Below are 20571 nucleotides of genomic sequence, written 5' to 3'. Positions count from 1 at the left end.
TCAGGACTAGTCATAAACTTAAAACTATAAATAAATGAAGCTAATAATCTTATTAATAATTTTCCCGATTTTACATTTTGCACAATTATCGCCAGAAGTAAAAAATCTTTATCAGCAAATATCAAAGGGTGAAAAAGCCGAGTCTTCTCATACAGGAATGGAAGGAACTGAAAGTGAATTGTATAAACTTCATAAGAAACTGGATGAAATTGCAAACGATAAAGAAGTGGAATATATTGCTTTCAATGGAAATCCTGTAGCTAAATATTATGCCGCAAATATTCTTTTCAACCGAAAATCTAAATCTATCGAAAAAATATTTGAATATTATCTTAAAAGTAAGGATTCTGTACAAACTTTGAAAGGTTGCGTAGGTGGTGTTTCTAGATTAGATTATGAATTGTATATAAATGTAATTTCCGAAAAACAAACAATAGATGCAATGCAATGGGAGAAAAAATGGAAAGATAGTATGATTACTAGCGGAAAGCAAAATAGCCCTGAATATTTAGGTTTAGTTGATATGTTAAATACAAAAACAATCTGGACTAAAAAAGATGTCGATTCATTAGCATATAGATTAGAACAAACCACTTTAAATAATCATGATGCTTCTAAAAAGTTGATTGAATTAATTTGTTTTCGTTATCTACATGAAAATAAGAAAGTTCCTTATTATGGAAAGATTGCCTATTTTGATAAAAAATATTCTTCAGAATATATCAAAAAGTATCTCAGGTTTTGTAGATTCGGACTTAAATAGCGGATAGAATATTAGAATTATCAAACTAGGAAAACATTAATTAGTTTATTGTTTATCCCAGCTTTGTACTTCGGAGCTATTCTTTTCTTGCAGATGAATTATACAGACTGACTTTTAGAGAAAAAATTGAAATCGATCGTACCAGATGGAGGCAAGAAAGAAACGACAGTGTCATAAAAGCCGATGAAAAGCCTGATAAAATGGTATTTCCGGAAAATAAAGCACTTTGGACAGAAACGGAGATTGATTTCCTTATTGGTAAGATTTGAACAAGAGATTCTCAATAATCCTTCATCATCAGAAGCTTTGGTTGAACTGTTGGCTGAAAATAATTTTTATTCAGAAATTAAGCGTCCTTACTATCAGAAATTGATGTATTTTGAAGAAAAGTACCATTCCGAAATGATTAAACGATATATTGATTTCTGTTCTAAATAATATACTTTTTTCAAAAATTATTCATATTCTGTTTACTTTAGTTTTTGTAATTTTCAGCCCGCAAAATTCAGTAAAAAATAAAAAACAAGGGACATTGATTCCGAAAAAGATATGTTACGAACCAATCAGACATTTTTAGACTACCTTGAAGGATTGTACAGAAGTGAAGAACATAAAGGGAATATTGTTTTAGAATCTTTTGAAAAAGGCGATAAAATATTAGTTCAAAATCAGATCTCCACAAAGATCATGCTCGTTAAAAGCGGCATTACCAAATGCTATTTTGTGGAAGAAAACGGGAAAGAATATATTGTGGAATTTATGGGAAAAGGAGAGATCATCGGTGAAATCGAAGTCATCAAAAACGTTCCCTGTATCTGCAGCATTGAAGCGATTACGGAAGTTACCGTTTATTCGATGTCGATTCCTTATTTTCAGGCATTGATCAAAAAAGACCTTACCCTCAATAATTTATTGTTGGATGTTTTTGCAGAGCGCATTTTCAATACTTCAAGCCGCGCTTCTTATCAGCAGCTTCACAAGACAGAACATACACTTTCACAACTGTTGGAAGTAAAATCCAGAGAAATGGAAATTTCAAAAGAAGATATGGCAACTTATCTCGGAACTACCGTAGAAAGCCTGAACCGAGCTTTGGAAGAGCTTCAGGAGAATAATTCTGAAGAATAAATTCAACAGATTTAAACGCTTCTTTTATCTTTGCAGAAATATGCTGAAATCAATGGAAGAACTGAGATTCAGAAATGCTGAACTGAAAGATTTGCCCAAAATTGTAGAAATTTACAACTCAACCATTCCTTCGAGAATGGTGACCGCCGATACGGAAAATATTTCTGTAGAGAGCAGAATCGAATGGTTTCATGACCACAATCCTGAAAAAAGACCACTCTGGATCATTGAAAATGAACAGAACGAAGTCTTAGGCTGGGTTAGTTTTTCATCATTCTACGGAAGACCTGCGTACAACGGAACGGTGGAACTCAGCATTTACATGGATGAAAGCTCGCGCGGAAAAGGCTACGGAAAAAAAGTACTGCAATACTGCATTGATAACGCACCAAAATTTGAAGTAAAAACACTATTGGGATTCATCTTTTTACATAATGAACCCAGCCTGAAATTATTCCGACACTTTGGTTTTGAAGATTGGGGCGTTTTTCCGGATGTAGCAGTTTTGGATGGCGTTGAAAGAACTTTGGTGATTTTGGGAAAAAGAGTAGGATAGCTTTCATTCGAAGCAAAAATGCTTAATTTTTTAGAAGCTGTTTCCCGCTTTCACTACTCGCTTTTTGAGTTTTCGGCGGCAGCGAAGCTGCCGCCGAAAACTCAAAAGAGCTCAAACATACCGTTCAATCGGGGCTAGAATCGTTACAGAATACAACTAAATACATGACTTCACTCTTTGTCATTCCGTAGGAATCTAGACAATAATTTTTAAACAATTTCTAAAAAATAAACTGAGATTCCTACGGAATGACAAACTAACCGCTTTAATGAGTTGATTAAGCTTATAAGAGATTTAAAATAAAATGATTTTAATATAAGAACCGCAAAAATATCAATAGGAATGGGCTTTAGACCATTTTAATCCGTAAGAAAGAAAATTGGCTTTAGCCAAAACTTATACTAAACTTTCGTTGAAGCCGATTTTGATTTGCAATCTTTACATCTTGACCCCAATTATGCGATAAATTAAGGCGTAGAAAAAAATAAAAAAGCGATCCCAAAAGATCGCTTTCCTGTTACAAATTCTGCTTAATTCTTTTTGCAGACATATTCAAAAACCGTTTGACCAGCATTACAGCGGAAACCGTTAATCCCAAACCTAAAGCGATCCACATTCCGAAAGCACCCATTTTCATTGTTACACAAAGGAAATATCCTAAAGGAATTGTGATAACCCAATACGCAATAAATGTATAGATAGAAGGAATTTTAACATCCTGCAATCCTCTCAGCATTCCCAAAGCTGTCACCTGAATTCCATCCGAAAGCTGGAATAATGCGGCAATTATCATTAATTTAGATGCTAAAGCAATCACTTCAACTTCCTCTTTTTTGGTGAAAAATGTCGGAAGAATGTTGCGTCCGAGAACAAAAACAATTCCGCAGATGCACATGAAGATAAAGGCAATTTTCAGATTGTTGATTCCTACCTTTCTTAATTCAACGAAATTCTGTTCTCCTAGTTTTCTCCCGATCATAACCGTTGAAGCCACACTGAATCCAATACATAAATTAAAAGTAAAAGAAGCCATACTTAAAGCAATCTGATGAGAAGCAATATCGTGCGCCGAAATCAGACCGCAGATAAAAGCGGCTCCCGCAAAAGCAGTCACTTCAAAAAACATTTGTAAAGCCGTCGGAAAACCGAGTCTTATCATCTTTTCAAACATTTTCTTTGAAAAAACTTCAACTTTTAACGAAAAATCTTTGATGTACTGTTTCGTTTTATTCTCATTGGAGAGCACAAAATACAGGAAAACCACCATGAAAATTCTTGCAATTAAACTTGCGAGGGCAGAACCTTTTACCCCCATTTCAGGAAAAATCCAAAGCCCTTTAATGAAGACATAGTTTAAAACAATATTAATGACATTGGCAATAATAGTCGCTTTAGTAACTCCAATCGTGTAAGAAAGCCCTTCCGAAACTTCTCTTAACGTCTGAAAAGCCATAAAAGGAACAATGCTGATTGCCATAATCGTTAAAAAATCAACCGTATCCGGAATGATCTTCTCAGGCTGTCCGGATTTGTAAAGCAAGGGCATTCCCAAAAGTAAAATCCCCATTAGCAAAATTCCCACCGTCATATTGATGACAAAACCATGACTGAAAACGGAATTGATCGTTTTGTGGTCATGCTTCGAATGCGCTTCCGAAACCAAAGGCGGAATCGCAAAAGAAAATCCCAAAGCCAATACAAACATTGAGAAAAACACAGCATTTCCCAATGAAACTGAAGCCAGAGCATCGGCTCCCAGAAGATTTCCTACAATAATATTATCAAAAAGATTCACCGAAACCTGTCCAACCTGCGTCAACATCACAGGAAGAGCCAGCGTGAGGCATTCTTTCGTATAGTTTTTATTCAAAAAGTTCATAATTGTTTATAATTCATATAGTTTTTATTCAAAAAAAATTGCAGTAACAAATGATACTGCAATTTTCATAATTTATTTAAAATAATCATTACATTATTTCCTTACAAAACTTGCAACGTCTTCGGCAGAAACCGTGTTTCCTCCTAAAATAATCAATCTTTCCACAACGTTTCTCAATTCTCTGATATTTCCGGTCCATGAAAGCGCTTTTAAAGCTTCAATCGCCTTATCATCGAATTTTTTTACAGCAGTACCATGTTCATCAGCAATCATTCCGGAGAAATGCTCAACCAGTAATCTGATGTCTTCTTTTCTTTCATCCAATGGCGGAACGTAGATTTCAATCACAGAAAGTCTGTGGTAAAGATCTTCCCTAAATCTTCCCGCCTCGATTTCCTTCTGCATATTTTTATTGGTTGCAGCAAGAACTCTTACATCCACCTTAATCTCCTTATCGCTTCCTACAGGCGAAACTTTGCTTTCCTGTAATGCTCTCAACACTTTTGCCTGAGCAATTAAGCTCATATCTCCGATCTCATCTAAGAATATTGTTCCTCCGTTTGCCTGCTCAAATTTCCCCTGCTTATCCTTAATAGCCCCTGTAAAAGATCCTTTTACGTGACCAAATAATTCAGATTCAATCAGTTCAGAAGGAATCGCCGCACAGTTAACTTCTACCATCGGACCTCTTGCTCTGTCACTTTGATTATGAATTGCATGTGCAACCAGCTCTTTTCCGGCTCCGTTTGGTCCTGTAATTAAAACCCTTGCATCAGAAACAGCAACCTTTTCGATCATATCCTGGATTTTCTTCAAGCCTGCCGATTCGCCGATCATCTGGTATTTTTTATTTACCTTTTTCTTTAGCGTTTTATTTTCTGTCTGAAGATTTTTATTTTCTTTTTTCAGTGTTTCTTTAACTAAAGCATTTTTTACGCTCGTAATCAGTCTGTTGATGTCGATTGGCTTAGAAATGAAATCGTAAGCACCGTCTCTAAGGCATGAAACCGCAGAATCGATATCCGCATGTCCGGAAATCATAATAAAAGTGGATTCCGGTTTCAGCGCTAAACTTTGCTTTAAAAGTTCAGTACCTGAAAGTTTAGGCATTTTGATATCGGAAATCACCAGTGCGAAATCTTCTTTTTCTACCTGTTTATAGCCTTCAAGTCCGTCTTCGGCGATTACAAATTCATAGTCGGTTAGTTCGTCAGAAAGAATACTGTGGAGTACTCCTGAGATTGCTTTTTCGTCTTCTACAATAAGGATTTTTTGCATAGTTGCAAATTTAGATTTTTTTGATTGAATTATTAGCAAAAACTATACCTAATCGTCTAGAATATGTTTTTGACTTTGAAAGATAGAAAATTATTTAAACCCATCATTTAAAAGACATTTTATTTTTGATTTTTTGTTACTTATTATTTTGCAATTACAATTCGTCTTCCAATACTATTCCCAAAAGATCTTCAATTTTCTCATAAATTTCATTTGGTTTTGATTGTAAATAATTTAGATCTCCATAGCTCTCAAGCATTTGTTCATTAAGCATATGATATTTCAAAATGTTATCAATGCTTGTGTATTTATTTTCAGAATGAATCTTGTTAATAAGATTTTCATAATGATTAGTACGCATTTCTTTAATGATATTAATGTCGAGAAAAGCCGTATGACGCAAAAAGACTGAAAAGCGCGCTACCAAAAGATACTCCATATAAATCACAAAATCGGATACGTTATTGGGATTATAATGGGCACTGTAATCATCTCCATGATATAATAAACCCGAATCATCCTTATCATTAAGAATGATACAAGTATCATTATAAAAATAATAAAAGTCCAGATAAGTAAAATGACCACCTTTGTTTCTTATTTCCTGTCCGAAACGTGAATCTGTCGGATCACCATAAATATTTACGTCATTATAAGAGACTAAAGAATTTAAAGAAAGTAAAGATAAGAAGCCTTCTGCCTGTAATAATTCATCTTTAGCAACAGCCAATTTCTCTTTTGGTGCAGATACAAGTATTTCATTAGTGGTTAATGATGATTCCAGAATATGAGAGTCCCAGGAAATGTGTAGTCCGTTACTGATTCTGTAAAAGGCTTTCATATATTCATCAAATTCAAAGGATGAAGGTGCGGTTTTTCCATAATCTTCCGCATTTAATCTTAGAAGTTCTGTGATTTGCGATTCTATTTTTATAAGCTCCTCATCGGATACACCTGTAAATTGAAAATAATTAAGGTGATTGATTAATGAATGCTCTTTTAATTCTTCAATAATTTTTTCTAAACGTTGGAAATAAGATTCTGCCCATTTTTGTGCTTTGCTCATATCTTTATTGTATAAAAGTTTATTTTGATGATTTTTCAGGAAAACTTTTGTTTCTCCAGCGTTTACCGTCTCCAAGTTTATAAATTACAGTGCGCTGAAATTTTAAGGTGTATTTGGGCAGTGCAAGTTCCGTATCTCCCCAGGAAGATTTGGGTACAGAAGGAAGGAACCAAAAAAACTCGCTAAGTTCTTTACAGTAAGACTGAAAAACGTCAAAGTAAACTTCTCTTCGGTTATTAATTCCAAGGTAAAATATAAATGCTTTTAGCTGATCCGAATCAGGAATGCTAAAATCCGTTTTTTCAAACATTACATCTTCCACTTTAAGATTGGCGAATTTTACACTAAGCTTACTGAACCATCCGTCTGGATTTTTTTTAGCTTCTTCAAGAATGCCTTTTTTCACCATGTCAGCTGCTGTCGAATATATTTCTACTAGATCTGATTCTGTTTCGGCAGATTCTGCCTTATTTTTAAATTGATTAATGTTAAGGTAATTCAGCACAAGACTACCAATAAAATCAACGATAAGCTTACATTCCTCTTTACTGAAATAAGATAACGAAATGAAATTTTTATCAATTTGTTTTCCATTTAGCAGATTAAATTCTTTTCGCGTAAGACCTGCTTTTGCAAAAGATTCCAGACCTGCATTATCTCCTGCACGTAATTTGATAAGATTGAGATAACGTTTTTCAATATCTGCTTTTACATCAGGATTTTCATTGATTACCTCAAGAGCTTTAGCTATTTTGGAATCACTCCAAGATTCTAAAAACTCGTAAATTCTTTGAATATCTGAAGAATTTAGAGATAAATCTTCAACTGGCGCATATAATTTTGTCAATCCCTGAATTTCAGGAATTGTTTGTATATCGACAGCCGTTTCGGAAGCGGAGGTATAGATCATTTTTAGCTTTTTATCAGCCTCGTGATACAGACAGTCAACAAATTTATCAACTTGAGCATATTCATATTCCCTGATTTCGCCATCTGAATCATATATTTTAGTGAAAATGTCCAAGTTCAGTCTATCAGATTGGGGGTCAGGAATAATCTTGATAAAACTTTCCTCAAGCCTTCCTGAACCGGGCTTAATGTGACTGAAAAGTTCAAGTCGCATAATTTCAACGATCAGTTGGGCATCAACAGGCTGTTTTGTAAAACCCTTATCTTTGGAAAGTGTGAAGAAATTGATTTCGCTGTATTGCGGATCTTCGTCACTGTCATAAAGTACATCTAAAATATTCAGGTCGGTTCCCTCTAAATTTTCTTCTTCATTTTTCCAGTGAATAACCTTTGGAACCTGATTATCTGTTCTTCCGTCTGTAATTTTATAGAATGATTGTCTGGATCTGTAAGTCTGATAACTATAATATTCTGTTTCTGGTTCGAGTTCGTCTTTTATAATTTCAAAAATTCTCTCGAGTTTTTCTTTTTGTTTGTCTGTCATGGTTTAGTTTATTATTTAATTAGGATTATTTTAAAATAGTTCCTCTAGAGTATATGGCTTTAAAATATTTATTGAGAATAATCTCTTCTCCCGAAAATCGCAGATCCCACTCTTACGGAATTGGCACCACATTCAATGGCGATCGGAAAATCGTCACTCATTCCCATTGATAATGTTTCGAGCTTTTTTAATTGATTTAATTCATCAAAAAGACTTTTCAGGTTTAAAAATTCCTTTTTTACCTGATCTTTATCGTCCGTGAAAGTTGCCATTCCCATCAATCCGGTAATTTCAACATTCTGAAATTCTCCTTTTAGGTATTGTTCAAACAAATCTTTGGACTCATTGATATCGAGTCCAAATTTACTTTCTTCCTCTGCAATTTTCACCTGAAGCAATACTTTAATAATCCGGTTGTGTTTTACCGCTTCTTTATTGATCTCACGGATCAGCTTTTCAGAATCTACACTTTGAATCGTATCTACAAATTCAGCAATATATTTTACTTTATTTGTCTGAAGATGCCCGATCAGATGCCACTGAATATCTTTGGGAAGGAGAGGGTACTTTTCTGTGACTTCCTGCACTTTATTTTCACCAAAAACTCTCTGTCCCAAATCATAAACTTCCTGAATCGCCGAAACAGGATGTGTTTTTGAAACCGCAACCAACTGTACATCAGAAGGAAGCTGGCTTTTAATATGATTGTAATTTTCCTGAATACTCATAATGGCAAATTTCCGAATTTTAAAGAGGAAAAGCTAATGAATATTGAAATTTTTAGACTTGAGATTTTTTTGAGTCTAAAATAGAATGTCTGTCATTCTGACGAAGGAAGAATCTAAGTTTTATTGTTAAAGATTCTTCACTCCACTTCGTTTCGATCAGAATGACAGACATACAATATATTAAATTTCAATATTGTCCGATAAAACGTATAAACAAATTTATGATCTCAATGTTTATCGCACAAATCGACAGTTCGCTCCTCTGGAGCTTTTTTTTGATGGTGTCTTTTTTCTACTAACAGTAAATCCCGATGGGATTAAATGCAGCTCCATTAGGAGCAACCTGTTCATAGAAAATAGTTATTCTTAGAATGGAAGCTCCGGAGGAGCGACCTTATAATTGTGTTTCAATGTTTATCGGACCAGGATGATTAAATTTAATTCAAAACCTCATTAATCTTCGGATATTCTGAGATTTTTCTGAAAACAAAACGGTTGCTTTTCTGGAGCTTTTCAATAAAAAGATCGAGCTCATTTATGGAATCTGCATCGGTTAAATATTGGTCATGCGTAAGAAAAACCAGATGTCTTGAAGTTTTTTCAAGGTCATTAAAGAAAATACTGTCTACTTTTTTCAGCATTTCTTCATGTTTTCCCTTTAATGCCATTTTATTGGTCGGCTTCCACTCAAGATCCCAACCGATTACTTTGTAACCTGCCTGTTTTAGCTTATCTGCGGCTTTCGTTGAACTTTTCAGATCGGTCACGGTAATGTTATTCAGTCTCCAGATGTTTCTTCCCGGAGTTCTCGCAATTTTATCATACAGTTTCAGACTGTCTTTTGCCGCATTAAAATCTTCAACAACACCCGCCGGATTTTTATAAAAATCGGTGTATTTGTTGTGCGCGTGCGTGAAACTGTGATTCGCAAGTTCTATTAAATGATCTTTTCTTAGCAGTTCCAGATCTTCCTGTTGCTTTTTGCTTCCGTAAGCGTGTTTGCCTACAAGAAATGCAGTGGCGCAGATATTTCTTTTGTGTAAAATTTTAAGGAGATTTTCGGTTCCGTGATTGGGACCGTCATCAAAGGTCAGATAAATTACTCTTTTATCTGTGGGAACATTTTCATCATCAAGTTTGGGGACAATTTTTGCGACGGGATGGTTTTTCGGAATCAGTTTTTCAGATTCTTTCTTGTCTTTTTTTTGATTACAGCTGTTGAATAAGATTGAAGTTGCACTCACCAATGCAAACATCCCGAGAAAAGTCTTGTTTCTAGACTTTTCCGCAAAAGTTTTTGTCATAAAATTTAATGGAATTTTGTTGTTAAAAATTGTTAATTTTTCCAAATAATTCTTAACAAAAATTACGCCAAATTTCACTTATTTTTGACTTTTTAAGTTTATTTTAATAAAATACTTTTAGTCCAGAATTTTCTTTAAATACAGTGAATTTTTAATAGCAGCATTTCCCCATGTATTATTGAAAAAGATAAAAGGTTTATGTTGTGAATTTCTAATTTTTTCAGCTAAATTTTCAATAAATTCATTGCTGTATTCGGATTTGTAAAGCACAGGTTTTCCGTGAAGCCGATAATATAAAATTTCAGGATTATTGATGATAACATCTTCCGGCAAATTTCCGGGGAAACTGACACCTGAAAAAATGACCTTGTTTTGCTTCAAAATTTTAAAAACTTCTTCATTCCACCAAGATTCGTGACGAAATTCGATGACATTCAGATAATTGAAATGAAGATTGTTAAGAATTAAATCAATATTTTCCTGAGTATTTTTAAAAGATGGAGGAAACTGATACAGAAATCCGGACAGTTTTTCCTTCAGATGAGATTCAATATGATGACAGAATTCCGCAATTTCTTCTTTACAGTCTTTCAGTCGCTTTTCATGGGAAATGGTTTTCGGAATTTTAATAAAAAACTTAAAATCACCGGGCGTTTCGTCATACCATTTCAACAACGTTTTTGCAGTAGGTTTTCTGTAAAAAGTAGAATTAATTTCCACACAGTTAAACTCCTTTGAATAAAGGATTAGAAAGTCTTTGCTTTTCGAATCTTCCGGATACAATGATCCTTTCCAGTCGTTATTGTAAAATCCGGAACAGCCGATATATAAATTTTCTTTTTTCATATTGTTACTTTTTGCTTTCGCAGATTTGGGAGATAATTTTACTGTTATTATTTACGTTTATTAATAAGCCTGTTTTAAACAAATTCAGAATTAACCGCAAAAGGTGCAAAAGACATTCATACAGCGATTATCAAAATTTTTAAAACTCTCAAAAGAATAAAAATCAAGGATTTTTAAAAGTTATTGTGATCTTTTTTGTTGATAATCAGTGATTTTAGTCTCCAAATCTGCGGGAAAAATTTATTCAATATCCAAATCCACCGAATTCAGTCGCAGAGAGTTCAGAATAACTGAAAGAGAACTAAAACTCATCGCCGCGGCTGCAATCATCGGAGATAACAGGATTCCAAAAAACGGATACAATAATCCTGCCGCAACGGGAACGCCCAAAACATTGTATATAAAAGCGAAAAACAGATTCTCTTTAATATTTTTCAGTAATTTTTCACTTAACAGTTTTGCTTTTGCAACGCCTAAAATATCACCTTTAAGCAAAGTAATTTCTGCACTTTCTATGGCAACATCAGTTCCTGTTCCCATCGCAATTCCGATGTTTGCCTGAGCTAAAGCGGGAGAGTCGTTGATTCCGTCGCCGGTCATCGCGACAATTTTTCCTTGTTTCTGAAGTTTTTTTACTTCATTTAATTTATCTCCAGGAAGACAGTTTGCTTTAAAATGTCGGATACCCAATTCTTCCGCAACGGCTTTTGCGGTATTTTCATTGTCTCCGGTCATCATAATAATGTCAATTCCTTCATTTAATAACTGCTGAACTGCTTTTTTAGAGCTTTCTTTAATTTTATCGGTAAAACTGATGAATCCTAAAACTTCGTTTTCCTGAGCAACATAAGAAATGGTGTGCGCTTTTGACTGAATTTCTTCCGCCTTTTGTTTTATATTTTGAGGAAGAGAAACCTGATGTGAGATTAAAAGACTTTCGTTTCCAAGGAAAACCGTTTTTCCGTTGATGTTTCCTTTGATTCCTTTTCCTGAAATATTTTCGAAATTATCTACTTTTTCAGGAGTTATACTTTCAGCTTTTGCCTTTTTAATCACGGCATTTGAAAGCGGGTGTTCCGAATTCTGATTTAATGAATAGGCTAATTTCAGAATTGAATTTTGATCATTGTTGATTGTTTCAATATGTTCTACGGATGGTTTTCCTTCAGTTAAAGTTCCTGTTTTATCGGTAATCAGCACATTTACCTTATTCATCTGTTCAAGAGCCTCTGCATTTTTAATTAAAATACCGTTTTTTGCGCCTTTTCCAATTCCTACCATCAGAGACATTGGTGTTGCCAAGCCTAATGCGCACGGACAGGCTACAATTAAAACAGCAACCGCATTCACAAAAGCAAACAGAGTTTTCTGACCTTCCGGACCGAAAAACTGCCATAAAACAAACGTTAAAACCGCAATGAAAATGACCGTCGGAACAAATATCTTAGAAACTTTATCCGTGAGTTTCTGAATCGGGGCTTTACTTCGGCTCGCTTCGTTAACCATCTTGATAATTTGGGAAAGCAGGGTTTCGTCGCCGACTTTTTCCGCCTTCATAATAAAAACATGATTTCCGTTGATGGTTCCGGAAGAAACTTTATCATGGACATTTTTCTCAACAGGAATCGGCTCTCCGGTAATCATACTTTCATCAACTACAGAACTTCCTTCCGTTATTTTTCCGTCTACCGGAATTTTCTCACCGGGTTTTACTTTTAATAAATCTCCGATTTTAACCTGTGAAAGCAGTACTTTTTTCTCTTCTCCGTTAACGATAAGATTGGCTTCATCGGGAGACAAGTTCATCAGTTCCCGGATGGCATTTCCTGTTTTTTTGTGCGCTGCAGCTTCCATCAACTGTCCTAAAATAACCAGCGTTAAAATAACACAGACCGCTTCGAAATATAATGGAGTTTCGTGATGGCTGCCACGAATTTCATGCGGAATGATATCAGGGAAAACCAAGGCGACAATGCTGAAAATAAATGCTGCAAAGACGCCTAAAACAATTAAACTAAACATATTTAAGTTCCATGTTTTAAACGAAATCCAGCCTCGTTTCATCAAAAACCATCCTGAATAGAACAAAACGGGAAGCGTTAAAATCAACTCAAAAATCCCTTGAGCTTCATGAGAAAAAGGAAAATCAAAAAACATTCCGCCCATCGAAAGAATGAAAACAGGAATGGTAAAAGCCAGTGAAATGATGAATTTCTTTTTTAATATATTGTAGGTTTCATCTTCTTCCTCATTTTTGTCGGGCATTCTTACGAGATCCATTCCGCAGATCGGGCAGTCTCCCGGTTCGTTACGAATGATTTCAGGATGCATCGGACAGGTGTATTTTGCCGCTTTTTTCTCAGGATATTTTACGAGATCCATTCCGCAAACGGGACATCCAACATTGCTGTCGTAGACTTTATCGCCTTCACAATACATCGGACAATAGTATTTTCCTGCCATTGCATCGGTTACTTCCGGTGCTTCGTGATGATGGGAATGATCGTGGACATGATGGTGCGAATGAGCGGCTGAATTCTTTACCAAGTCTTCTGTAATTTCTTCGAGATGCATGTTGCAGACAGGGCAGTCTCCCTTTTCAGGATAAATTTTATCGCTTTCGCAGAACATCGGACAGTAGTATTTTCCGATATTGTCTTTGAAATTTTCAGGTAGATTTGTTTGGGAATAAGCAGGTTTAAAATTCGGATCTTTTGCGTGCTTTTCCTCAATAGGAACCAGATACATATTGCAGACAGGACATCTTTTACCCTGCTGAAAATAAACTTTATCACCTTCACATTCCATTGGGCAATAGTAAACCGAAGACGGAGAAACTCTTTCTTGTGGTTTAATGAACGCTTTTTCAGGATTGTCCGGATCTTCCAGTTTGTAGTTGCCGATTTCTTCGAGTGCTTTATTTAAAGTATTGATTTCAAATTCTTTGTCGGAAGTAATGGTTGCTGTATTATTTTCGAGATTAATATCAGCTTTTATTTTTTCTAAACTGTTCAGCTTGTCAGAAATTTTTTTCTGGCATCCGGAACAGGTCATTCCGAGAATTGTATATTGTTTTTGCATGATCCTTCTGATTTATGATACAAATTTCCAAAAAGCAATCGGAAGCCTGTTATAAATTTAAGGATAATGTTTACAGAATTCTGTTGCTTGGGTTAGAGTGTATTAGAGTTCTAGTGTAGAAGTGAGAATCCACATGATTTTAAACCCCAAAAAACTCTCTAATTCTCAAAGCCTCCAACTTAAATCTGGTCTAACGGTTTTCTATTATGGACTTTTAATTTTTTGAACTCAGTAGGAGTGAAGCCTGTACTGTTCCGGAACTGGGAAGATAAATGCTGAACACTTTTATACCCCAGTTTTCCGGAAATTTCGGTCAGCGTAAATTCGTTATAGAGAAGAAGTTCCTTCACTTTTTCGATTTTTTGAAGAATGAAAAACTGTTCTAGCGTGATGTTTTCGTTGTGAGAAAAAGTTTTGGAAAGGACGCTGTAATCTTTATGCAGTTTGGAGATCAAAAATTCAGACAAAAGGAAATTTTCATCAATATCCAGTTCGCTGATTTTTACGATAATTAAATTTTTAATTTTCTCAATTAACTGATGGGCAGAGTCTTTAATTCTTTCAAAACCTGTTTTCTGAAGAAGTTCCTCAAGTTTCTCCAGATCATCGCCGGAAATATCCTTTTGTGTTTCCGCTTCTCCGAGTGCAATGGATTTCAAAGAGATATTCATCTCTGTAAAAATCGATTCTACAGCAGAAATACATCTTCCGCAGACCATATTTTTTATGAAAATCTTCATAAGGAGTTCTGGTTGTTCAATCTGTCTTTCACAAATTCCACTTTTGTTTTTCCGTGCGGGGCAGGATTTCCGTTTTCGTCGAGATTTACCATAACGATTTTATCTACCGTGATAATCGTCTGATGCGTCATTTTATTTCGGACATCGCATCTTAAAGTAAGAGATGTGGAACCAAACGCAGAAACTTCGATGCCGATTTCGATAATGTCGCCTTGTTTGGCAGAACTTACAAAGTTGATTTCTGAGATGAATTTGGTAACTACTTTTTTGTTTTCGAGCTGAATAACAGCATATAATGCAGCTTCTTCATCGATCCACTGCAACAATCTTCCTCCGAAAAGAGACTGATTGGGATTAAGGTCTTCGGGTTTTACCCATTTTCTTGTGTGGTAGTTCATATCTGAAATTTTACTGCACAAATTTAGCTTTTAAAACCGGCTTTTTCAAAAGATTTGCATTCAGGATTCCGAAGAAAGATATTTATATTCTCAATTATTTTCTTTTGGAACGCATCGCTTTCACTTTTGTAACAGTATCATCTTTTAAAAATTTTTGATAATATTCACTTTCTAAAGGATAGACTGCGACTTTTCCTTCGTTATTGTGATGGATACCGAAACCATAGGTTTTGGCTAACGGGGAACATCTGAGACAAGGCCGACCTTTGGTGAAAAAGTTTTGTCTTTCTGCGGGTTTTTCACGCTCTGTAATGTCATTTTTAATGGAATAGCATTCAAAAATAATATCATCCGACTTGTATTTATAAGGATTCTTCAGTATTATTTCGTACTGAAGATTAGCCATTGTTTTTTCTTTTTTCTCAGGAGGGATTTTTGCTTCAGAAATCAGGCTGTCTTCTGCAACTTCAATGAAGGTGTTCTTGTAATTGGTTGTATGCTGTTTCATATTCATTTTGTCGGTTAAAAATGGCTGTTTTCAGGCAACAGGAATTTTACTTTATCCATAATGGATACATCACAATTTACAATAATTTTATTAATGTTGTTCTCTTTAATGATTATTCATAAATATTTCATGATGAATTAATACTTTTTAACGAAATAATATTTTGATTGAAAATTTTATTAAAATAATTTCAAAAAAAGCTTTGATATGAAATTAATAATCGTATCTTGCACCCGTATTATATCTGGAATCAATATTTGTTCATTCTTTATGTTGTTTTTCTTTTATAAACCAAATCATTTTTAACTTATTTTAATTTTATTAATCAAGATGAACATTTTTGTTTCAAACATCAACTACGCAACTAAAGATTATGAGTTGCAGGATTTATTTTCAGAATTTGGAGAAGTTTCTTCTGTAAAAATTATTACAGATAAAGAAACTGGTCGTTCCAGAGGTTTCGGATTTATCGAAATGGAGGACGCAGAAGGACAACAAGCTATTGACGCTCTTAATCAGAAGGATTTCAACGGAAAAACTCTTAATGTTTCAGAAGCTAAGCCAAGAGAAGAGAAGCCAAGAAGAACTTTCAGCAACAACGGTGGAGGTAACAGAGGCGGAGGTTACGGAGGTAACAACAGAGGTGGCGGTGGCTACGGCGGCGGTAACAGAAGCGGTGGCGGTGGCTACGGCGGAGGAGATCGTGGCGGAAACGGCGGTGGAAAACGTTGGTAAAAAATATAGCGGTTCTTTAGGGAACCGCTTTTTTTATGATCTTTTTTAAAGGAATTATTCTTTTTCCTTCTTTTTTTTCTTTTTCTTCTCTTTGTCTTTTTCCTTGCCTTTCTTTTTGTCCTTTTTAGGATTTAAAATTTCATTGGCATATTCAAACTCTTCTTTTACTTTTAAAGGTTTGGTCTCAGCCGAAGGATTGAACTCTTTTAAAGTTTCCTGAGAAATTAAATTTTCGTGAAGCAAAAGATTTAAAATCTCCCTGCCCGAATTATCAAAAAAATTATGCGAAAGTTCTCTCAATAAAAATTTGCGGTATTCTTCCAATGGTACAATTGCGGTATATTTAAAGATTCTTCCTTCTTTCTCTGTAGAAAGGTATCCTTTTTCAACTAATATTTTAAGGTAAGTGGAAACGGTGTTCTGATGGGGTTTAGGTTCAGGATGCTGTTCCATAATATCCTTTAAATAAAATGATTCCAGCTTCCAGAACAGCTTCATTAAATTTTCTTCCGCAGATGTAAGATGATTGATTTTCATATAAATTCTTATTGTTGAAACTGAATATGGCAATAAAGGTAAAGAAAAGATACTATAAAAGCAATTCCGGCTCCCATAAACACCTCTTTTGGAGTGTGTCTTTTCAGGATAATTCGTGTAATTCCTACGAGTGTTGCAATGCCTAACCAAATGATTCCCATTGTGGTATTCAGTGCAAAAAATAAAGCGGCTACAAATATATTAAATGCTGTATGCATCGAGCTTTTTATGAAATAGTTGCTGATCTGCAGTGCGAAAAGCAATATCAGAATAAAAAGCATAACAAAATCGATCTGCCCGTTTCTGAAATAATGATAAGCTATATAGGAAACCACACAAATTCCAATAAAAATGTATAAGGTTTTCCTCTGAACTCTGTTGGAAACATCCATATTGGTATATCTGCCCGTTTTTACATTCCAGATCAGCCAGATAATGACGGGAGCAATAACTATTATTAATATAGGAAGGAATGATAGAATGGATTCTTTAAGAGTGTATTTCAGAAAACTCATGTAGACGAAAAATATAAATAAAGACAACAGAGGATTAAAAAAATCTGAAATAACTCTTGATATTTTATGTAATAATGAAGGCTGTTTTTCTTCCATGTTAACGTTTGATGATGTAAATATAATACTATAAGCAAAAAAACAATTGGTATGTATACAATAAAAATGAAGTTTTTTTTATAATTTTGCTCAACTATTTCATAATAAATAAGCAAGAGCTCAACACATGAAAGAATTTTCTAAAGAGGTATACCTGAAGTGGTATGAAGATATGACAATGTGGAGAAGGTTTGAAGACAAATGCCGTTCTCTTTATCTAAAACAAAAAATCAGAGGTTTTTTACATTTGTATAACGGTCAGGAAGCAATCCCTGCAGGTTTTACGCATGCAATGGATTTAACTAAAGATAGTATGATCACTGCTTACAGATGCCATATCCATCCAATGGCTATGGGAGTGGATCCTAAAAGAATCATGGCGGAACTTTGTGGTAAAGCTACAGGTACTTCCGGAGGAATGGGCGGATCTATGCACATTTTCAGCAAAGAGCACAGATTTTACGGTGGTCACGGTATTGTAGGTGGTCAGATTCCTTTGGGAGCAGGTATTGCTTTTGCAGACAAATACTTCGACAGAAAAGCGGTGAATATCTGTTTCTTCGGAGATGGAGCGGCTAGACAGGGTTCATTACATGAAACGTTTAACATGGCGATGAACTGGAAGCTTCCGGTAATTTTCGTTGTAGAAAATAATCAGTATGCGATGGGAACTTCTGTTAAAAGAACAGCAAACCACGAAGATATTTATAAATTAGGATTAGGTTACGAAATGCCTTGCCTTGCAGTAGATGCAATGGACCCTGAAAAAGTGGCTGAAGCGGCTTATGAAGCAATTGAAAGAGCAAGAAGAGGAGACGGACCTACTTTTATTGAAGCAAGAACATACCGTTACAGAGGACACTCTATGTCTGATGCAGAACCATACAGATCTAAAGATGAAGTTGCGCTTCACAAAAATGATGATCCTATCGAGTTGATTAAGCAGAGAATTTTGGCTAACAGCTGGGCAACAGAAGAGGAATTGGAAGCGATGGATAACAAATCCAGAGATTTCGTGGAAGAGTGCATAGAATTTATGGAAAATTCTCCTTATCCTGATGCAGAGAAGATCTACGAGTATGTATATGCTCAGGAAGACTATCCGTTCTTAGACAAATTAGAAAACTAAAAGATAATAAATCGGTTTGAAAGTTTGAAAATTTGAAAATGATTTATTACCATTTCTTTTTTAATTTTCAAATTCATAAAATCCCAAATTTTCAAATTATAAAAAATTATGGCAGAAGTAATTACAATGCCACGTCTTTCCGATACAATGACGGAAGGAAAAGTGGCAAAATGGCATAAAAAAGTAGGTGATAAAGTAAAGGAAGGCGATATCTTAGCTGAAATTGAAACAGATAAAGCGGTTCAGGATTTTGAATCTGAAATGGAAGGAACTCTTTTATATATCGGAGTGGAAGAAGGTAATGCAGCAGCGGTAGATTCTGTTCTGGCAATTATCGGTAATGAAGGAGAAGATATTTCAGGACTTACAGGCGGTGCAGCTGCTCCGGCTCAGGGCGGTTCTGAAGAGAAAAAAACAGAAGAAGAATCTAAAACTGAAAACAGTTCTACCAGTGTGGAACAAACTTCTGCGGAAATTCCTGCAGGTGTGGAAGTAATTACCATGCCAAGACTTTCGGACACAATGACGGAAGGTAAAGTTGCGAAATGGCACAAAAATGTTGGCGATACCGTAAAAGAAGGTGATCTTCTTGCTGAAATCGAGACAGATAAAGCCGTTCAGGATTTCGAATCTGAGTTCAACGGAGTATTGTTGAAGCAGGGTGTTGAAGAAGGAGGTGCTGCTCCGGTAGATTCCGTTTTGGCAATTATCGGACCTGAAGGAACAGATGTTTCAGGAGTTGGAGCTCCAAAAGCGGCTGCTTCATCATCAGAAAAACCGGCTGAACAAAAAACTGAGGCTAAAGCAGAAGAAAAATCGGCTCCGGCTGTGGATCATTCCTCTACAGACAGAGTTGCCATTTCTCCTTTAGCGAAGAAAATGGCTCAGGATAAAGGAGTTGATATCAACAGTATTCAGGGTTCCGGAGAAAACGGAAGAATCGTTAAAAAAGATATTGAAAATTATCAGCCTTCTGCGGCTAAACCAGCGGCTTCAGCTTCTTCTGCAAGTCCTGCGGCGGCTCAGGTTGCATTAAGCTTCGTACAGGGTGAAGATACAGAAACTCCAAACTCACAGGTAAGAAACGTAATTGCAAAACGTCTTTCCGAAAGTAAATTCTCTGCGCCTCACTATTACCTGATGGTGGAAATCAACATGGATAAAGCGATCGAGGCAAGAAAAGAGATCAATTCTTTACCGGATACCAAAATTTCTTTCAATGATATGATTATTAAGGCGACTGCTGTTGCTTTAAGAAAACATCCGCAGGTAAATTCAAGCTGGGCAGGAGATAAGATCATTCACAGAGGAAACATCAATATTGGGGTAGCGGTTGCAATTCCGGACGGATTGGTAGTTCCTGTTCTTAAGAATACAGACCAGATGAACTACACGCAGATTTCTGCTGCGGTAAAAGATATGGCTTCAAGAGCGAAAAACAAAGGTCTTAAAGCGAACGAAATGGAAGGTTCTACCTTCTCTATTTCAAACCTGGGAATGTTCGGAATCGAAACATTTACAAGCATCATCAATCAGCCAAACTCGGCAATCCTTTCTGTAGGAGCCATCATCGAGAAACCTGTTGTGAAAAACGGACAAATCGTAGTTGGAAACATCATGAAGCTTTCATTGGCTTGCGATCACAGAGTCGTAGACGGTGCTACAGGAGCACAGTTCTTACAGACTTTAAAAACATATCTGGAAAGTCCTTTAACATTGTTACTGTAATTTTCTGTTTAGATATACAACTTAAAAAGGTTTACCGGAACAAATTCGGTAAACCTTTTTTAATTTTAAGGTGATTTTAATTTGTATAAATAAATTTTAGAAT

20 protein-coding genes are annotated in these 20571 nt (G+C 35.4%); 7 read left to right on the top strand and 13 right to left on the bottom strand.

Features of this window, described 5'->3' with window-relative positions:
* Window positions 1-34: 34 nt before the first annotated feature.
* The 4 genes from AC52CF_RS10540 to AC52CF_RS10525 all read left to right on the top strand — a co-directional run bounded on the left by AC52CF_RS10540 (window position 35) and on the right by AC52CF_RS10525 (window position 2447).
* Window positions 35-763 carry a hypothetical protein gene (locus AC52CF_RS10540; RefSeq protein ID WP_214589638.1) on the top strand — a complete coding sequence of 243 codons (729 nt, stop codon included), beginning with the start codon at window positions 35-37 and terminating at the stop codon, window positions 761-763.
* Window positions 764-946: 183 nt separating this feature from the next.
* On the top strand, window positions 947-1201 hold the full coding sequence (locus AC52CF_RS10535) for a hypothetical protein (RefSeq protein ID WP_214589639.1): 255 nt from the start codon (window positions 947-949) through the stop codon (window positions 1199-1201).
* 111 nt (window positions 1202-1312) lie between these two features.
* The gene (locus AC52CF_RS10530) at window positions 1313-1891 is read left to right on the top strand and encodes a Crp/Fnr family transcriptional regulator (protein ID WP_214589640.1); all 579 of its coding nucleotides are present in this window, start codon (window positions 1313-1315) and stop codon (window positions 1889-1891) included.
* Between the two features lie 52 nt (window positions 1892-1943).
* Window positions 1944-2447, top strand: a complete 504-nt coding sequence (locus AC52CF_RS10525; RefSeq protein WP_214589641.1) for a GNAT family N-acetyltransferase — start codon at window positions 1944-1946, stop codon at window positions 2445-2447.
* Between the two features lie 517 nt (window positions 2448-2964).
* On the opposite strand, the gene AC52CF_RS10520 is transcribed toward AC52CF_RS10525, so the two are convergent.
* The 11 genes from AC52CF_RS10520 to AC52CF_RS10470 all read right to left on the bottom strand — a co-directional run bounded on the left by AC52CF_RS10520 (window position 2965) and on the right by AC52CF_RS10470 (window position 15728).
* Window positions 2965-4326 carry an MATE family efflux transporter gene (locus AC52CF_RS10520; RefSeq protein ID WP_214589642.1) on the bottom strand — a complete coding sequence of 454 codons (1362 nt, stop codon included), beginning with the start codon at window positions 4324-4326 and terminating at the stop codon, window positions 2965-2967.
* Window positions 4327-4419: 93 nt separating this feature from the next.
* Complete coding sequence (locus AC52CF_RS10515; protein ID WP_496518169.1) at window positions 4420-5604, bottom strand: sigma-54-dependent transcriptional regulator; 1185 nt, start codon at window positions 5602-5604, stop codon at window positions 4420-4422.
* 154 nt (window positions 5605-5758) lie between these two features.
* A complete protein-coding gene (locus AC52CF_RS10510; protein ID WP_214589644.1) occupies window positions 5759-6670 on the bottom strand; it encodes a hypothetical protein in 912 nt (303 codons plus the stop codon).
* A 19-nt stretch (window positions 6671-6689) separates the two neighbouring features.
* Complete coding sequence (locus AC52CF_RS10505) at window positions 6690-8123, bottom strand: hypothetical protein (RefSeq protein WP_496518168.1); 1434 nt, start codon at window positions 8121-8123, stop codon at window positions 6690-6692.
* A gap of 68 nt (window positions 8124-8191) precedes the next feature.
* The gene (locus AC52CF_RS10500) at window positions 8192-8851 is read right to left on the bottom strand and encodes a YggS family pyridoxal phosphate-dependent enzyme (RefSeq protein WP_214589646.1); all 660 of its coding nucleotides are present in this window, start codon (window positions 8849-8851) and stop codon (window positions 8192-8194) included.
* A gap of 437 nt (window positions 8852-9288) precedes the next feature.
* A complete protein-coding gene (locus AC52CF_RS10495; RefSeq protein WP_214589647.1) occupies window positions 9289-10155 on the bottom strand; it encodes a polysaccharide deacetylase family protein in 867 nt (288 codons plus the stop codon).
* A gap of 117 nt (window positions 10156-10272) precedes the next feature.
* Complete coding sequence (locus AC52CF_RS10490) at window positions 10273-11001, bottom strand: DUF72 domain-containing protein (RefSeq protein ID WP_214589648.1); 729 nt, start codon at window positions 10999-11001, stop codon at window positions 10273-10275.
* A 240-nt stretch (window positions 11002-11241) separates the two neighbouring features.
* Window positions 11242-14082, bottom strand: coding sequence for a heavy metal translocating P-type ATPase (locus tag AC52CF_RS10485; RefSeq protein WP_214589649.1), 2841 nt, complete (start codon window positions 14080-14082; stop codon window positions 11242-11244).
* Window positions 14083-14261: 179 nt separating this feature from the next.
* Window positions 14262-14822, bottom strand: a complete 561-nt coding sequence (locus AC52CF_RS10480) for a helix-turn-helix domain-containing protein (RefSeq protein WP_214589650.1) — start codon at window positions 14820-14822, stop codon at window positions 14262-14264.
* The gene (locus AC52CF_RS10475; RefSeq protein WP_214589651.1) at window positions 14819-15220 is read right to left on the bottom strand and encodes an acyl-CoA thioesterase; all 402 of its coding nucleotides are present in this window, start codon (window positions 15218-15220) and stop codon (window positions 14819-14821) included. Before AC52CF_RS10475 ends, AC52CF_RS10480 begins: the two co-directional genes overlap by 4 nt.
* Window positions 15221-15314: 94 nt before the next feature.
* Window positions 15315-15728, bottom strand: a complete 414-nt coding sequence (locus tag AC52CF_RS10470) for a DUF6157 family protein (RefSeq protein ID WP_496518167.1) — start codon at window positions 15726-15728, stop codon at window positions 15315-15317.
* Between the two features lie 330 nt (window positions 15729-16058).
* On the opposite strand from AC52CF_RS10470, the gene rbp reads away from it, so the two are divergent.
* On the top strand, window positions 16059-16463 hold the full coding sequence (gene rbp, locus AC52CF_RS10465) for an RNA-binding regulator (RefSeq protein ID WP_214589653.1): 405 nt from the start codon (window positions 16059-16061) through the stop codon (window positions 16461-16463).
* A 54-nt stretch (window positions 16464-16517) separates the two neighbouring features.
* Here the strand turns inward: rbp and AC52CF_RS10460 are convergent, their stop codons facing one another.
* Both AC52CF_RS10460 and AC52CF_RS10455 read right to left on the bottom strand, forming a co-directional pair.
* Complete coding sequence (locus AC52CF_RS10460) at window positions 16518-17000, bottom strand: BlaI/MecI/CopY family transcriptional regulator (protein WP_214589654.1); 483 nt, start codon at window positions 16998-17000, stop codon at window positions 16518-16520.
* Window positions 17001-17008: 8 nt separating this feature from the next.
* Complete coding sequence (locus AC52CF_RS10455) at window positions 17009-17611, bottom strand: phosphatase PAP2 family protein (protein WP_214589655.1); 603 nt, start codon at window positions 17609-17611, stop codon at window positions 17009-17011.
* A gap of 127 nt (window positions 17612-17738) precedes the next feature.
* Between AC52CF_RS10455 and pdhA the strand changes: the two genes are divergently transcribed.
* Window positions 17739-18740 carry a pyruvate dehydrogenase (acetyl-transferring) E1 component subunit alpha gene (gene pdhA / locus AC52CF_RS10450; protein WP_076390342.1) on the top strand — a complete coding sequence of 334 codons (1002 nt, stop codon included), beginning with the start codon at window positions 17739-17741 and terminating at the stop codon, window positions 18738-18740.
* Between the two features lie 108 nt (window positions 18741-18848).
* Window positions 18849-20468 (top strand): dihydrolipoyl dehydrogenase family protein, encoded by a 1620-nt coding sequence (locus AC52CF_RS10445; protein ID WP_496518166.1) that lies wholly within the window; start codon window positions 18849-18851, stop codon window positions 20466-20468.
* The last annotated feature ends 103 nt before the right edge of the window (window positions 20469-20571 follow it).

The organism is Chryseobacterium sp. 2P, assembly GCF_059579425.1.
The sequence above is the reverse complement of the archived record's forward strand: the minus strand, read 5'-3'. Positions and strand labels throughout refer to the sequence as shown.

Coding starts and splice junctions, on each gene's coding strand:
- AC52CF_RS10460 (WP_214589654.1), bottom strand. CDS start 17,000: ATGAAAATCAATCATCTTACATCTGCGGAAGAAAATTTAATGAAGCTG.
- AC52CF_RS10500 (WP_214589646.1), bottom strand. CDS start 8,851: ATGAGTATTCAGGAAAATTACAATCATATTAAAAGCCAGCTTCCTTCT.
- AC52CF_RS10525 (WP_214589641.1), top strand. CDS start 1,944: ATGGAAGAACTGAGATTCAGAAATGCTGAACTGAAAGATTTGCCCAAA.
- AC52CF_RS10510 (WP_214589644.1), bottom strand. CDS start 6,670: ATGAGCAAAGCACAAAAATGGGCAGAATCTTATTTCCAACGTTTAGAA.
- AC52CF_RS10495 (WP_214589647.1), bottom strand. CDS start 10,155: ATGACAAAAACTTTTGCGGAAAAGTCTAGAAACAAGACTTTTCTCGGG.
- AC52CF_RS10485 (WP_214589649.1), bottom strand. CDS start 14,082: ATGCAAAAACAATATACAATTCTCGGAATGACCTGTTCCGGATGCCAG.
- AC52CF_RS10535 (WP_214589639.1), top strand. CDS start 947: ATGAAAAGCCTGATAAAATGGTATTTCCGGAAAATAAAGCACTTTGGA.
- AC52CF_RS10480 (WP_214589650.1), bottom strand. CDS start 14,822: ATGAAGATTTTCATAAAAAATATGGTCTGCGGAAGATGTATTTCTGCT.
- AC52CF_RS10470 (WP_496518167.1), bottom strand. CDS start 15,728: ATGAAACAGCATACAACCAATTACAAGAACACCTTCATTGAAGTTGCA.
- AC52CF_RS10490 (WP_214589648.1), bottom strand. CDS start 11,001: ATGAAAAAAGAAAATTTATATATCGGCTGTTCCGGATTTTACAATAAC.
- pdhA (WP_076390342.1), top strand. CDS start 17,739: ATGAAAGAATTTTCTAAAGAGGTATACCTGAAGTGGTATGAAGATATG.
- AC52CF_RS10445 (WP_496518166.1), top strand. CDS start 18,849: ATGGCAGAAGTAATTACAATGCCACGTCTTTCCGATACAATGACGGAA.
- AC52CF_RS10475 (WP_214589651.1), bottom strand. CDS start 15,220: ATGAACTACCACACAAGAAAATGGGTAAAACCCGAAGACCTTAATCCC.
- AC52CF_RS10505 (WP_496518168.1), bottom strand. CDS start 8,123: ATGACAGACAAACAAAAAGAAAAACTCGAGAGAATTTTTGAAATTATA.
- AC52CF_RS10520 (WP_214589642.1), bottom strand. CDS start 4,326: ATGAACTTTTTGAATAAAAACTATACGAAAGAATGCCTCACGCTGGCT.
- AC52CF_RS10530 (WP_214589640.1), top strand. CDS start 1,313: ATGTTACGAACCAATCAGACATTTTTAGACTACCTTGAAGGATTGTAC.
- AC52CF_RS10455 (WP_214589655.1), bottom strand. CDS start 17,611: ATGGAAGAAAAACAGCCTTCATTATTACATAAAATATCAAGAGTTATT.
- AC52CF_RS10515 (WP_496518169.1), bottom strand. CDS start 5,604: ATGCAAAAAATCCTTATTGTAGAAGACGAAAAAGCAATCTCAGGAGTA.
- AC52CF_RS10540 (WP_214589638.1), top strand. CDS start 35: ATGAAGCTAATAATCTTATTAATAATTTTCCCGATTTTACATTTTGCA.
- rbp (WP_214589653.1), top strand. CDS start 16,059: ATGAACATTTTTGTTTCAAACATCAACTACGCAACTAAAGATTATGAG.